Annotated in this window: 12 protein-coding genes; 8 read left to right on the top strand and 4 right to left on the bottom strand. The window is 71.1% G+C overall.

Annotated elements, in window-relative coordinates; translation table 11 throughout:
* Positions 1-9: 9 nt before the first annotated feature.
* The 6 genes from ABD285_RS12555 to ABD285_RS12530 all read left to right on the top strand — a co-directional run bounded on the left by ABD285_RS12555 (position 10) and on the right by ABD285_RS12530 (position 6,951).
* The gene (locus ABD285_RS12555) at positions 10-1,455 is read left to right on the top strand and encodes a class I adenylate-forming enzyme family protein (protein WP_284255256.1); all 1,446 of its coding nucleotides are present in this window, start codon (positions 10-12) and stop codon (positions 1,453-1,455) included.
* 48 nt (positions 1,456-1,503) lie between these two features.
* A complete protein-coding gene (locus ABD285_RS12550; protein WP_344202841.1) occupies positions 1,504-2,445 on the top strand; it encodes a glycine-rich domain-containing protein in 942 nt (313 codons plus the stop codon).
* Positions 2,446-2,531: 86 nt separating this feature from the next.
* On the top strand, positions 2,532-4,418 hold the full coding sequence (locus ABD285_RS12545; RefSeq protein WP_284255258.1) for a CASTOR/POLLUX-related putative ion channel: 1,887 nt from the start codon (positions 2,532-2,534) through the stop codon (positions 4,416-4,418).
* 46 nt (positions 4,419-4,464) lie between these two features.
* Entirely contained in the window at positions 4,465-5,526 is a 1,062-nt protein-coding gene (locus tag ABD285_RS12540; RefSeq protein ID WP_284255259.1) for an FUSC family protein, read from the top strand.
* Positions 5,527-5,536: 10 nt separating this feature from the next.
* Complete coding sequence (locus tag ABD285_RS12535; RefSeq protein ID WP_284255260.1) at positions 5,537-6,514, top strand: aldo/keto reductase; 978 nt, start codon at positions 5,537-5,539, stop codon at positions 6,512-6,514.
* Positions 6,514-6,951: a hypothetical protein gene (locus ABD285_RS12530; RefSeq protein ID WP_284255262.1), complete on the top strand. Its 438-nt coding sequence runs from the start codon at positions 6,514-6,516 to the stop codon at positions 6,949-6,951. The genes ABD285_RS12535 and ABD285_RS12530 overlap by 1 nt, the downstream gene beginning before the upstream one ends.
* A 21-nt stretch (positions 6,952-6,972) precedes the next feature.
* On the opposite strand, the gene ABD285_RS12525 is transcribed toward ABD285_RS12530, so the two are convergent.
* Both ABD285_RS12525 and ABD285_RS12520 read right to left on the bottom strand, forming a co-directional pair.
* The gene (locus tag ABD285_RS12525) at positions 6,973-7,404 is read right to left on the bottom strand and encodes a hypothetical protein (protein ID WP_344202838.1); all 432 of its coding nucleotides are present in this window, start codon (positions 7,402-7,404) and stop codon (positions 6,973-6,975) included.
* A 50-nt stretch (positions 7,405-7,454) separates the two neighbouring features.
* A complete protein-coding gene (locus ABD285_RS12520) occupies positions 7,455-7,844 on the bottom strand; it encodes a thioredoxin family protein (RefSeq protein WP_284255264.1) in 390 nt (129 codons plus the stop codon).
* 265 nt (positions 7,845-8,109) lie between these two features.
* Here ABD285_RS12520 and ABD285_RS12515 point away from each other — a divergent pair, with 265 nt between their 5' ends.
* Positions 8,110-10,401, top strand: a complete 2,292-nt coding sequence (locus ABD285_RS12515) for a polyribonucleotide nucleotidyltransferase (protein ID WP_284255751.1) — start codon at positions 8,110-8,112, stop codon at positions 10,399-10,401.
* Positions 10,402-10,728: 327 nt separating this feature from the next.
* On the top strand, positions 10,729-11,748 hold the full coding sequence (locus ABD285_RS12510) for an aldo/keto reductase (RefSeq protein WP_284255265.1): 1,020 nt from the start codon (positions 10,729-10,731) through the stop codon (positions 11,746-11,748).
* On the opposite strand, the gene ABD285_RS12505 is transcribed toward ABD285_RS12510, so the two are convergent.
* Entirely contained in the window at positions 11,745-12,086 is a 342-nt protein-coding gene (locus tag ABD285_RS12505; protein WP_284255266.1) for a hypothetical protein, read from the bottom strand. The genes ABD285_RS12510 and ABD285_RS12505 overlap by 4 nt on opposite strands.
* Positions 12,087-12,177: 91 nt before the next feature.
* Positions 12,178-12,777: a TetR/AcrR family transcriptional regulator gene (locus ABD285_RS12500; RefSeq protein WP_284255268.1), complete on the bottom strand. Its 600-nt coding sequence runs from the start codon at positions 12,775-12,777 to the stop codon at positions 12,178-12,180.
* Between the last annotated feature and the right edge of the window lie 187 nt (positions 12,778-12,964).

Genomic DNA, 12,964 nt, shown 5'->3' with positions numbered 1-12,964 from the left:
AATCGGGGCGTGATCCCCCTCGACCCCGTCGGCTCGCTCCGGTCCCGCGCCGCCGCGGACCCGGACGGCGCGGCGCTGATCGCCGCCGACGCACGTCTCACCGCGGAGGAGGCCTGGGACTCGGTCGCTCGGATCGCGCTGCGACTGCGGGAGCAGGGCGTCGGACCGGGCACGGTGGTGGGGGTGGCGCTCCCGCCGCTGCTGCAGCCGGTGCTCGCCCTCGCGCTCTGGGGGCTCGGCGCGATCGGAGCAGTCGCGCCCGTTCCCGGACTGGAGCGCGGGCGCGTGCTCGACATCCTGGTGACGCCCGTGCCGGCCGCCGATCTGCCCGTCGAGCGTCAGCTGCTCGTCGACGACCGCTGGCTCACCGGCACCGCCGAGCTCGACCCCGCCGCCTTCGAGCCGGTTCTTCGGACGGGCGACGATCTCGTGCGCCTGGTGTTCTCGAGCGGCACGACGGGCGCGCCCAAGGCGATCCCGTTCACGAGCGACGAGATCCGGGAGCGCGTGGTGCGCTCGCGGGAGAACTGGCTGCTGCGGCATCCGGCGCTCACGACTCTCGGGCTGGGGACGATCAGCGGATCGGCGACCTTCTTCGCGGCCGTCGACGACGGGATCGCGTATCTGGTGCCGGGTTCGGCCGACCAGAACCTGCGGGTGCTGGCCGACGTGCGTGCGCACGTCGTGCACGGGTCGCCCGCGCAGCTCTCGGAGCTGCTCACGACCGTTCGTCGCCGGCAGGCGACCCTGCCCGCGCTGGAGACGGCGCAATCCGTGGGCAGCCCGCTGCCGGGCGCGCTCGCGCAGCGCCTCGAGCGCGAGCTCGGCGTCGTGGTCGAGGTGATCTACGGCGCGACCGAGGTGGGGGCGGTCACGCTGCGCCGCGGCCCGGCGCGGGAGCCCGGTGACGTCGGAACGGTCCTCGACTACGCCACCGTCGAGGTGCTCGACGACGACGGGCGTCCGGTGCCCGATGGCGAGACCGGTCTCGTGCGCATCCGACGTCCCCTGCAGGCGCAGGCGTCGTTCCGCGGCGGGGCCGACGACGACGCTGCGTTCCAGGACGGCTGGTTCGTGCCGGGCGACCTGGGCCGCCTCGTCGACGGGCGGCTCATCCTCGGCGCGCGGCGATCCGAGCTGATCAATGCGGCCGGGCTCAAGGTCGATCCGGAGCGGGTGGAGCAGGCGGCGCTGCGGCAGCCCGGTGTGCGTGACGCTGCCGCGTTCGCGGTATCCGATGCCCGCGGCGTCGCCGCCGTCGGCTTGTCCGTCGTCACGGACGACGGGGTCGATTCGCAGCGACTCGTCGCCGCCCTGCGCCGCGAGCTCGGTGACGCCACGCCGCGCATCTGCCACCGCGTGGCTTCGTTGCCGCGTACCGAGAACGGCAAGCTCCGGCGCGCGCAGATCGCGGCCGACGTGCAGAGCCGGCTGGATCGCACCATCGAGTTCTGACGACTGCTACTCTGGCGCGGAATCTTTCCCGCCCGGCTGGAGCCATCAATGACGACTCGACTCACCCGCGGATTCGCGACCCTCGGTGTCCTGGGCCTCGGCGCGGGAGGTGCGCTCGCGGTGGCGGGCGCGGCTTCCCCCGCTCTCGGGTTCGCCGGCACCTGCCCGACCACGGCGCCGGCAGCGACGCTCGTCGCGGACAACGTCTGCGAGGTGCGCTTCACCACGGCGGGCGACCACACGTTCACGGTCCCCTCCGGTGTCAGCAAGCTCTCGGCGGTGCTGGTCGGTGCGGGTGGCGGCGGTGGGCACGCGACCTCGGACGATGACGTCCCTGCCAACGTCGAATACGCCGGCGGTGGCGGAGACGTCCAGTACGTCGACAGTGTCGCCGGATCGACGGTGTCGATCCACGTGGGGACCGCAGGATCCGGTTCGACCTTCGGGGTGGGCGGTAACGGCGAGGCGACGCAGGTAGCGACCTCGACGGCGAACGGCGGCCTCGGTGGCAACGATGACACCAATCCGGGCTCGACGCAGGGCTTCAGCGGGTCCGGCCTGGCGTCGGGCCTCTGCCACGCCAACCCGAACCTCTCTCTCGGTGGCGGCGCGAAGACCGCGGCGACCAACACCCAGGCGGACTGCGCGTACGGCGCGGGGCTGACGATCGCCGGCCTCAGCGGCATCGGCGCATCCACGCTCTTCCCGGCGGGCTCATTCGAGTCGACCGTATACGGCAACGGTGGCAGCGTCGATGCCGGTCCCGCGGGCACGACCGATCCCGGTTCCGGTGGCAGCGTCGTCGACGAGGAGGGGCAGGACGGGGCCGATGGTCTCGTGATCCTCCGGTTCGCGGCACTGCCTCCGAAGCCCGAGCTCGCAGCGACCGGCATGGGCGTGAGCACGGCGATTCCGGCACTCGGGGCGTTCGCGCTGGCCGGCGGCGCCGTGCTGCTCGCGCTCTCGCGACGCCGCTCGCGTCGCGCCTGACACCAGAGCTGGGGGCTGCGGTCTGACGTCCGCGCGCCGGTAGGGTTCGAGCGCCCCTTTCCGGCGAGCGACAACCGAGCCCCGCCATGACCCAGAACAAGCCCGGCCTCGGCGAGCGATTCCGCTATTGGTTCGACGGCTGGATGTCGCGCGGCACCGGCGCGCTCATCGCGCTGCTCGCGATCGTCACCGCCGTCCTCGTGGTGCTCGTCACCCTCATCACGTTCGCGCTGGGTTCCGGTGCGCGACCGGAGGGTCAGCCGCACGGGTTCCTCGACCTGCTCTGGGCGACGCTCATGCGCGCGATCGACTCCGGCACCCTGGCCGGCGACAACGGCTGGGGCTACCGCGGCCTCATGCTCGTCATCACGATCGCCGGCATCGTGATCGTCGCGAGCCTGATCAGCATCATCTCCGGCGCGTTCGACGCGAAGGTCGACGAGCTGCGCAAGGGTCGCTCGCGCGTGCTCGAGACCGACCACACGCTCATCCTGGGCTGGAGCCATAAGGTCTTCGCGCTCATCCACGAGATCTCGATCGCCAACGAATCGCGCGGTCGCAGCGCGATCGTCATCCTCGCCGACATGGACAAGGTCGAGATGGAGGACGCCATCCGCACCGAGGTCGGCCCGACGGGCAGGACCCGCATCGTCTGCCGCACCGGCGATCCGATGAACCTGCGCGATCTCGAGCTCGGCAATCCGGATGCCGCCCGTTCGATCATCGTGCTCGGCGCGGACGGCGACGACGATCCCGATGCGACCGTCATCAAGACGACCCTCGCGCTCACCAACAACAAGAACCGCAAGGCCGGGCGCTACCACATCGTCGGCGAGCTCGCGCACGGCGCGAACCTCGAGGCCGGCCGACTCGTCGGCCGCGACGAGGCGCACTGGGTGCTGGCACTCGACCTCATCAGTCGCGTCACCGTGCAGAGCTGCCGGCAGAGTGGGCTGAGCGTCGTCTACACGGAGCTGCTCGACTTCGAGGGCGACGAGATCTACTTCACGGATCAGCCGAGCCTCCACGGGCGCACGTACTTCGACGCCCAGATCGCCTTCTCCGACTGCACGGTCATCGGGATCGTCACGCCGGATGCCGTGCTCATCAACCCGGCGCCCGACACCGTGTACGTCGCCGGCCACCAGCTCGTCGTCATCGCGGAGGACGACAGCACCATCCGGCTCGGCGGCGATCCGGTGCCCGCCGACGAGTCGGCGATCGCATCGCCGACTCCGTACGAGCCGCAGCCCGAGCACACCATCATCCTCGGCATCAACTCGGGGCTTCGGGTCATGCTCGACGAACTGCACTCGTACGTCGCGGCCGGCTCGACGGTCACGATCGTGGCGGACGCGCTCGAGCCGGAGCTGCCCGACTATCCCGGGATGTCCGTGACCTTCACGCGCGCCGATCCGACCCAGCGCGGCGTGCTCGACGACCTCGTGATCGGGCCCCATCATCACGTGATCGTGCTGGCGGCGCGCGACACGCTGCCCGCCCAGCGCGCCGACGCGCGGACGCTCGTGACGCTCCTGCACCTGCGCGAGATCGCCGACGAGACCGGCGCCGAGCTGAACATCGTGAGCGAGATGCTCGACGACCGCAACCGCGAACTCGCGGAGGTCACGAAGGCCGACGACTTCATCGTGAGCGAGAAGCTCGTGAGCCTCATGCTGTCGCAGATCAGTGAGAACGAGCGGCTCTCGGACGTGTTCCGGGTGCTGTTCGACAGTGCGGGCAGCGAGGTCTACATCCGCCCGGCGGAGCTGTACATCGCCCCCGGCGCCGAGGTCGACTTCTACACGATCGCCGCCGCCGCCCGACGCGTGAACGAGACCGCGATCGGATACCGGATCGCGGCCGAGTCGCACGACGCAGATGCCGCGTACGGCGTGCGCGTGAATCCGCCCAAGGCGGCGCGCGTCTCCTTCGCCGCCGGCGACAGGATCATCGTCCTCGCCGAGGAATAGCCGGGCGGCTGGCGCGCCGGCCCGATCGGGGCGGATCCTGACAGGGATGCGTCTTCGCGATCGCACCCGCGACCTCCTGGCCCTGCGCGACAGTCCCGTGCGCTGGCCGATCGCGCTGACCGCGGCGATCGCCATGGCGGCCCCGGTGGCGGCGTTCACGGCGCTCGGGCATCCGGCCTGGGGCCCGGTCGCCTCGTCGGGCTCCCTGCTCTCCATCTACCTGACGGCGCGAAGCCGCCGGGAGCGGGCCTGGGCGTTGCCGCTCATCGGCGCCGGCCTGCTGGCGACAGCGGCGGTCGGCGCCCTCGTCGCCGCGCAGCCGCTGGCCGTGCTCGCGCTCGTCGGCGTCGCGTCGATCCTGTCGAGCATCGTCCTCGCCCTGCGCAGCGTCGGACCGCCGGGCGGCATCTTCTTCGCGCTCGTGGCGGGCACCGCCGGTCGGGTCGCAGCGCCCGCCTCGGCCGGCGGCCCGGGGTTGCCGCCTCCGCTGATCGTCGGGCTCGTCGCCTGCGGCTGTCTCGCCGGGTATCTCGCGGTCGTCGCGCCCCTGATCGTGCCGGGCGTCCGGGCGCGGGATCGCGTCGTGGCGGACGAGCTGGTCCGACGGGCGTTCCGGCTCGACGAGCCGAACCGGGCGATCCTGCCCCGCATCCTGATCGCGATCGTCATGGCCCTCGTCGTCGTGCTGCCGCTCGGCGAGCACCGGGCGTACTGGGTCGTGCTCTCGGCGATGGCGATCCTGCAGAAGGAGCCGCACCTGCGGCTGTCGGCGGTGCGCGGCATCCACCGAGCGCTCGGCACGCTCCTCGGCGCGGGTGCCTTCGCGATCTTCGCGATCGCCCAGCCCGCCGGCTATCTCCTGGCGGGCGTGCTCGCGGTTCTGCAGTTCGTGGCGCAGGAGCTGGTCACCCGCAACTACGGGCTCGCGCTGCTGTTCGTCACCCCACTGGCGCTCACCCTCGCCGAGCAGGGCGGTGCCGATCCGGTCGGGGTGGCGTGGGAGCGCGTCGTCGACACCCTCCTCGGTGCGGGGATCGCCGGGGTGCTGATCGCGGCGACCGCGCTGCTGCGCCGGGTGCGCAGATCACGCAGCCGCCCGGCACCCTAGAGTCGGAGGCATGGATCACCTCCGCCTCGGCGACAGCGGACTTCAGGTCTCGCGCATCATCCTCGGCTGCATGAGCTACGGCGACGCCTCGCGCGGCGGCCACGCGTGGACGCTCGGGCTCGAGGAGTCCCGGCCCTTCTACCGGCAGGCGTGGGAGGCGGGCATCACGACCTTCGACACGGCCAACGTGTACTCGCTCGGGTCGAGCGAGGAGTTCCTCCGCATCCTCATGGGCGAGATCGCGAAGCGCGACGAGTACGTCATCGCGACCAAGGTGCACGGGCACATGTTCGACGGACCGAAGGGGAGCGGGCTCAGCCGCGCGGCGATCCTCACCGCGATCGACGACAGCCTCCGACGGCTCGGCACCGACTACGTCGACCTCTATCAGATCCATCGCTGGGACCCGGAGGTGCCCATCGAGGAGACGATGGAGACTCTCCACGACATCGTCCGCGCCGGCAAGGCACGCTACATCGGCGCCTCGTCGATGTGGGCGTGGCAGTTCGCCCAGGCGCAGCACGTCGCCGACCTGAACGGCTGGACCCGCTTCGTCTCGATGCAGGACCAGTACAGCCTGCTGTACCGCGAGGAGGAGCGGGAGATGCACCCGTACTGCCGCGATCAGGGCGTCGGCGTCATCCCGTGGAGCCCGATCGCGCGCGGCCGGCTGGCCCGGCCGTGGGGCGAGGACACCGAGCGCTCCCGCACCGACAAGGTCATCGCGAACAACTACAAGCAGCAGATCGAGAGCGACCGCCGCGTCGTGGAGACGGTGGGCGAGATCGCCGGCGAGCGCGGCGTGCCGATGGCCCAGATCGCGTATGCGTGGGTGCTGCACCAGTCGGCCGTGACGGCGCCGATCGTCGGGGCGACCAAGCCCGGTCAGCTCGACGATGCGATCGCCGCGGTCGACATCGAGCTGACCGGAGACGAGCTGCGCCGCCTGGAGGAGCACTACGCCCCGCGCAACGCCGAGGGATTCTGATGAGCATCACGGGGTACGACCCGCAGGCGCCGCTGGATCGCACCGACCGCGGTGAGGGCAAGCTGAACGACTACACGTACGGGCTGCTCGCGCGCAACCGCCGCATCCGGCTGACGCTCGCGGGCAGCGACGCGTGCCAGGACGAGCTGATCGCGGTGCTCGAGCAGGGTGCCGATCAGATGGAGACCGCCGTCTCGCCGCGCACGCAGGCGCAGGAGAAGGTGGACGCGCCCATCGTCGTGCGGTTGTTCACCGGCCGCCGGGTGAGCGGTCCGGTCGGCATGGTGCCGCGCGGGCTGGAGTCGGTGGTCGACGAGAACCTGCGCCGGCTCGACGACGCGTTCGGGATCGCCCGGATCCCGGTGGCGATCGTGCGCAAGCGCGGCCGGCTCCGCGTGCAGCTGCTCATGGGCGCGGTGCGCGACAAGCTCGTCTGAGCCGGCGTCCCGGTCCGCGCCTCACGAACCGCCGCTGCCGCTCGTCGCGGATCCGACCAGGAGCAGGATCCGGGTCACGATGACCAGGCCGCCCAGGACGATAGCGAAGACGCCGAGCACCCGCCCGCGGTTCCGCGCCGCGGCGATGCACCCCAGGATGATCCCGACGACGGCGAGGAGCGTTCCGGCGATGCCGGCGAGCACCGCCGCGACGAACACGGCGGCTGCGGCGCCGAACCCGCCCGTGTCCTTGCCCTCCACGAATCCGGCGAGGCTGCCGATCGCCGAGATGAACGTGGCCAGCAGCACGATGGCGACGACGAAGTCGCCCAGGAACGCGAGCAGCGACAGCACGAACCCGGTGACGCCCAGCGCGCGTCGCGGCGCCGGAGGGGGAGGGGCGTACGCCGGCGTCGGCGGGACGGCGGGGGCCGTGGCGGCGGGCTCGGTCATGCGTGCACTGTAGCGACGCGGCCGATCCGCGCGATAGACGTCCGGACGGGCTACGCGGGGTCGGCGGGCTGCTGCGGCGACGCCTGCTGCGCGGCGACCTGGGCGCGGATGTCGTCCATGTCCAGCGCACGGGTCTGCTTGATGACCTCGTCGAGCGCGGGCCCCGGCAGAGCGCCGGCCTGCGCGAACACGCCGATGCCGTCGCGGAACACCATGAGCGTCGGGATCGCCTGGATGCCCATCGCGCCGGCGAGGCCCTGCTGCGCCTCGGTGTCGACCTTGCCGAACACGATGTCCGCGTTGTCCTCGGAGGCGCCGTCGTAGATCGGCGCGAACGCCTTGCACGGGCCGCACCAGTCCGCCCAGAAGTCGACGAGCACGATGCCGTCGCCCAGCACGGTCGTCTCGAAGGTGTCCTCGGTCAGCTCCACAGTAGCCATGCCATCCAGGCTAGGTGCCGGATGCCGGCCGTGCCGGCTCGATGTCGGCGCCGTTCATCGGATACCATGAATCGACCGTCGCTCGACGGTCGCACACCCGGAGCAGGCCGGCATGAAGCTGGTCACCGGTGGTGATGCGCCGGATCGTCTGAAGACCCGGATCATTTCTACTGTTGGCCAGAACAGCCCGGTGCTCCGCGCACGAGCGCGGGGACGGCCCTTCCTGCCCGCTCCTGCTCCACCGAGCAATTGGAGTGTTCCCTTCATGGAGGGTCCCGAGATCAAGTTCGCCGAAACCGTGCTGGACAACGGCAGGTTCGGCAAGCGCACCGTCCGGTTCGAGACCGGACGGCTCGCGCAGCAGGCGCAGGGCGCGGTCGCCGCGTACCTCGACGAGGAGACGATGCTCCTCAGCGCCACGAGCGTCAGCAAGAACGCGCGGGAGGGTTTCGACTTCTTCCCGCTGACCGTGGATGTCGAGGAGCGGTCGTACGCGGCCGGCAAGATCCCCGGCTCGTTCTTCCGTCGCGAGGGCCGCCCCTCGACGGAGGCGATCCTCGTCTGCCGCCTCATCGACCGGCCGCTGCGCCCGTCGTTCGCCGACGGCATCCGCAACGAGGTCCAGGTCGTCATCACCGTCCTGAGCGTCGCGCCCGACGAGTTCTACGACGCGCTCGCGATCAATGCGGCGTCCGCGTCCACCCAGATCTCGGGCCTGCCGTTCAGCGGCCCGATCGCGGGCGTACGCCTGGCGCTCATCCCCACTCAGGACGGGGGCCAGTGGGTCGTCTTCCCGAAGTTCAGCCAGTTGCAGGAGGCCGTGTTCGACCTCACGGTGGCCGGCCGCGTCGTTCGCAACGACGACGGCTCGTCCGACGTCGCGATCATGATGGTCGAGGCCGAGGCGACCGAGCACAGCTGGAACCTCATCCAGGGCGGCGCGATCAAGCCCGACGAGGAGCGCGTGGCCGAAGGGCTCGAGGCGGCCAAGCCGTTCATCCGCCAGCTGGTGGAGGCGCAGGAGCTGCTCGCATCGCAGTCGGCCAAGGAGATCGCGGAGTACCCGCTCTTCGTCGACTACACCCCGGCGCTCTTCGAGGCCGTGAACGCCTACGCCCACGACCAGCTCGCGGAGATCTACCAGATCGCCGACAAGGTCGACCGCCAGCACCAGGACGACGTCCTCAAGGGGCAGGTCAAGGAGCACGTCGCCGACCTCATCGCCAAGGGCCGCCTCGGCGAGGAGACCCTCGGCATGGTGAGCGCCGCCTACAAGGGCGTGACCAAGAAGATCGTGCGGGGCCGCATCCTGAAGGACGGCGTGCGCATCGACGGCCGCGGTCTGACCGACATCCGGGCGCTCGACGCCGAGGTGCAGGTCATCCCGCGCGTCCACGGCTCGGCGATCTTCCAGCGCGGCGAGACCCAGATCCTGGGTGTCACCACGCTCAACATGCTCAAGCTGGAGCAGCAGATCGACTCGCTGAGCCCGATCACCAAGAAGCGCTACCTGCACCACTACAACTTCCCGCCGTATTCGACCGGTGAGACCGGCCGGGTCGGTTCGCCGAAGCGTCGCGAGATCGGGCACGGCTTCCTCGCCGAGCGCGCCCTCGTGCCGGTGCTGCCGAGCCGCGAGGAGTTCCCCTACGCCATCCGGCAGGTGTCCGAGGCGCTCAGCTCCAACGGCTCCACCTCGATGGGCTCGGTGTGCGCCTCGACGCTCTCGCTGCTCAACGCGGGCGTGCCGCTGCGCGCCCCGGTCGCGGGCATCGCGATGGGCCTCGTCTCCGACGAGGTCGACGGCCAGACGCAGTACGCGGCGCTGACCGACATCCTGGGCGCCGAGGACGCGCTGGGCGACATGGACTTCAAGGTCGCCGGCACGTCGGAGTTCGTCACCGCGCTCCAGCTCGACACCAAGCTCGACGGCATCCCCGCCTCGGTCCTGGCGAGCGCGCTGAAGCAGGCCAAGGAGGCGCGCACCGCGATCCTCGCGGTCATCAACCAGGCGATCGACGGACCGGACGAGATGGCCCCGACAGCACCGCGCGTCATCAGCGTCAACATCCCGGTCGACAAGATCGGCGAGCTGATCGGCCCCAAGGGCAAGACGATCAACGCGATCCAGGACGAGACCGGAGCCGACATCTCGATCGAGGAGGACGGCACCGTCTACATCGGTGCCGTCGACGGCCCCTCAGCCGAGGCCGCGCGCGCCCAGGTGCTCGCAATCGGCAACCCGCTGCAGCCCGAGGTGGGCGAGCGCTACCTCGGCACGGTCGTCAAGATCGCGACGTTCGGCGCGTTCGTCTCGCTGACCCCGGGCAAGGACGGCCTGCTGCACATCTCCGAGGTGCGCAAGCTGGCCGGCGGCAAGCGGGTCGAGAACGTCGAGGACGTGCTGAGCGTCGGCCAGAAGATCCAGGTGGAGATCACCAAGATCGACGACCGCGGCAAGCTCTCCCTCTCGCCCGTGACCGAGGAGTCCGAGGCGGCTGCCGCCGAGGGTTCCGCGGCGCCGAGCGAGGGATCGCTCGAGCCGGCCGAGAGCTAGGGGATCCATCCCCCGGCAGCTCGGGGGAGGTGGACGAAGGGGCGGCCCCGCGACACGTTCGCGGGGCCGTTCCCCTTCTCGGGCCGTCCGGGTTCTGCGGAAGGGACGGCGGGTGTCGCTCCGCCGTGCGCTGTGGACGGCGTCGCTAGGGCGAACCTACGCCGATGGATCGCGCCGCCGCCAGACCCCGCGGAACGGTCCCGGCGCCTTCTGGGCATCTTCTCGGATTGCCGAGGTCGACGGCGCCGGATATCAGCCCGATAACTATTGCCCGTGCCGGCCGGTGACCGGACCGGGCTCCGCGTAGCCTCCGATCCAGGAGGCATCATGAGCGACAGTGCGCACCGCGCCACCGTCGCCGGGCCGCTGCCGGCTCCGACCACGGCGCAGACCGCCACGGTCGTCGATCCGACGCCGGTGCCGCCCCGACCGGTCGGTCTCAGCGCCCTGCGGGTCTTCCCCGTCGCCCTGGGCACGAACGCATTCGGGTGGACCGTGGATGCCGCCGAGGCCGGGCGCATGCTCGACGCCTTCCGCGCCACCGGCGGCGACTTCCTCGACACCGCCGACTCCTACGCCGACGGGCGCAGCGAGTCGATCCTCGGCGACTGGATGCACGCGCGCCGCAATCGCGACAGCCTCGTGGTCGCCACGAAGGTGGGGCGCAGCTCGGAGCATCCCGGGGTCGGCGCACGTGCGATCACCGCCGCCGTGCACGACTCGCTGCGACGGCTGCGCACCGATCGCATCGACCTGCTCTATCTGCACGTCGACGACCCGGACGTGGAGTTCGAGGAGACGCTGCTGGCGGTCGACGAGCTGATCCTCGGCGGGGCGGTGCGGGAGTTCGCGGCGGCGCAGCATCCGGGCACGCGCCTGATCGAGGCCCGGATCGCCAGCGCCCAGCTCGGCTTCACCCCGATGGCGGCCGTCCAGGCGCCCTACAGCCTCGTGTCGCGCCGGGAGTACGAGCAGGACCTCGCGCGCATCGTGCGGGCCCAGGGCCTCGGGTTCGTGCCGCGGCTCCCTCTCGCGGGCAAGTTCCTCACCGGTCGGTACCGCAGCCGCGCCGACCTGACCCCGGGCGATCGTCGCGGAGCCCTGGGGCGGCTGCTCGGCAGGACGGGCATGCAGGTGCTGGCCGCGGTCGACCAGGTCGCCGCCGAGATCGACGCCGCTCCCGCCACCGTCGCGCTCGCGTGGTTGCTCAGCAAGCCGGATGTCGTGGCCCCGGTGGTGTCGGCCACCGCCGTGGATCAGGTCATCGATCTCACGGCGGCGGCCTCCGTCCGGTTGAGTCGACGCCAGCTCACCGAGCTGGATCGGGCGTCGGAGCCGTTCGCCTAGTTGATGCCGGCGATGTGGATCCCGCCGCTCAGCAGCAGGTAGGCGAGCAGTAGGATGATCGCGATCACCGTGAGCGCGACGCCGCCGCGGCGAGCCGATCCGCGGAAGGCGAGACCCAGCACCAGCAGCACGATGGTGACGACCGCGAGGATCGGCTGGCCGAACGGCACGCCCGCCACGAACAGCGAGAGCGTGAACAGGGCGGCCGCGACGAGCTGGATGATGCCGAGCACGGCGGAGCGGGCCCGGATGCGGACGATGGCGTCGATGATGGCGACGACACCCCCGATGAGGGCGATGAGGAACAGCAGGTTGATGGCCGGAATCGTGATGGTCAAGACGCGTCCTTCCTGGAGTCCGCGACCCGTCGCCGCGGCGACCTCACCGTAGCGGGGGAGCGGCTCCGCACGGAAGGCGCCCAGCGTGCTATCAGTGATCGTCCGGCAGCACGCGCGCGAACTGGCGCCGCAGCGACGCGGTCACGGCGACCGGGTCGCCGACGTAGCTGCCGCTCATCGCGCCGTCGCGGGCGAGCATGAGGTCGTCGGCGACGTCGCCGGCGAGCGGGACGCCCATGCGGCGCAGCAGGTCCTCGAGCACCTGGAGGTACCAGTCGCGGTGCTCCTCGATGGCGCGCCGCACGGGATGCAGGTGATCCGAGAACTCCGCCGCGGCGTTGGCGAACGGGTCGCCCCGGAACCCCGGCTCATGAATGGTCGCGACGATCGCGTCGCGGAGGGCGCGCAGCGTCTCGGTGGGACCCGCGTCGCGCGCGAAGTCGGCGATGCGCTCGGCGATGTCCCGGTGGCGATGCTCGATGTAGGCGACGACGAGGCGCTCCTTGGAGCCGAAGTGCTTGTAGAAGGTCGCCTTCGTGACGTGGGCGTCGGCGATGAGCCGATCCACCCCGACCGTCCGGATCCCCTCGTCGTAGAACAGGCGATCGGCGGTGTCGAGGATGCGCTGCTTGGCGGGAGCGAGCGGAGGCAGGGCGGCCGGGACCGGGATCTCGATCGTCGCGATGGTCATCCGGTTCTCTCCTCGTGTGATGGGGGTGCGGGCGGCAGTGTCGGCCGTGGCCGCCGCGGGGGGACGACGGCCACGGTATGACGGGGGACGAGAAGATCTCACCACGTGGGCTCAGGTGGTTCAGGGGGGTCCACCGAGTGAGCCGTGCGGTTTGGGGAACCGCTCGTTGTGCCCGCTGCGGAGAATA

The sequence above is a fragment of the Pseudolysinimonas kribbensis genome (assembly GCF_039531715.1).
Taxonomy (GTDB): Bacteria; Actinomycetota; Actinomycetes; order Actinomycetales; family Microbacteriaceae; genus Pseudolysinimonas; species Pseudolysinimonas kribbensis.
This window is presented reverse-complemented; position numbering and strand designations above follow the sequence as displayed.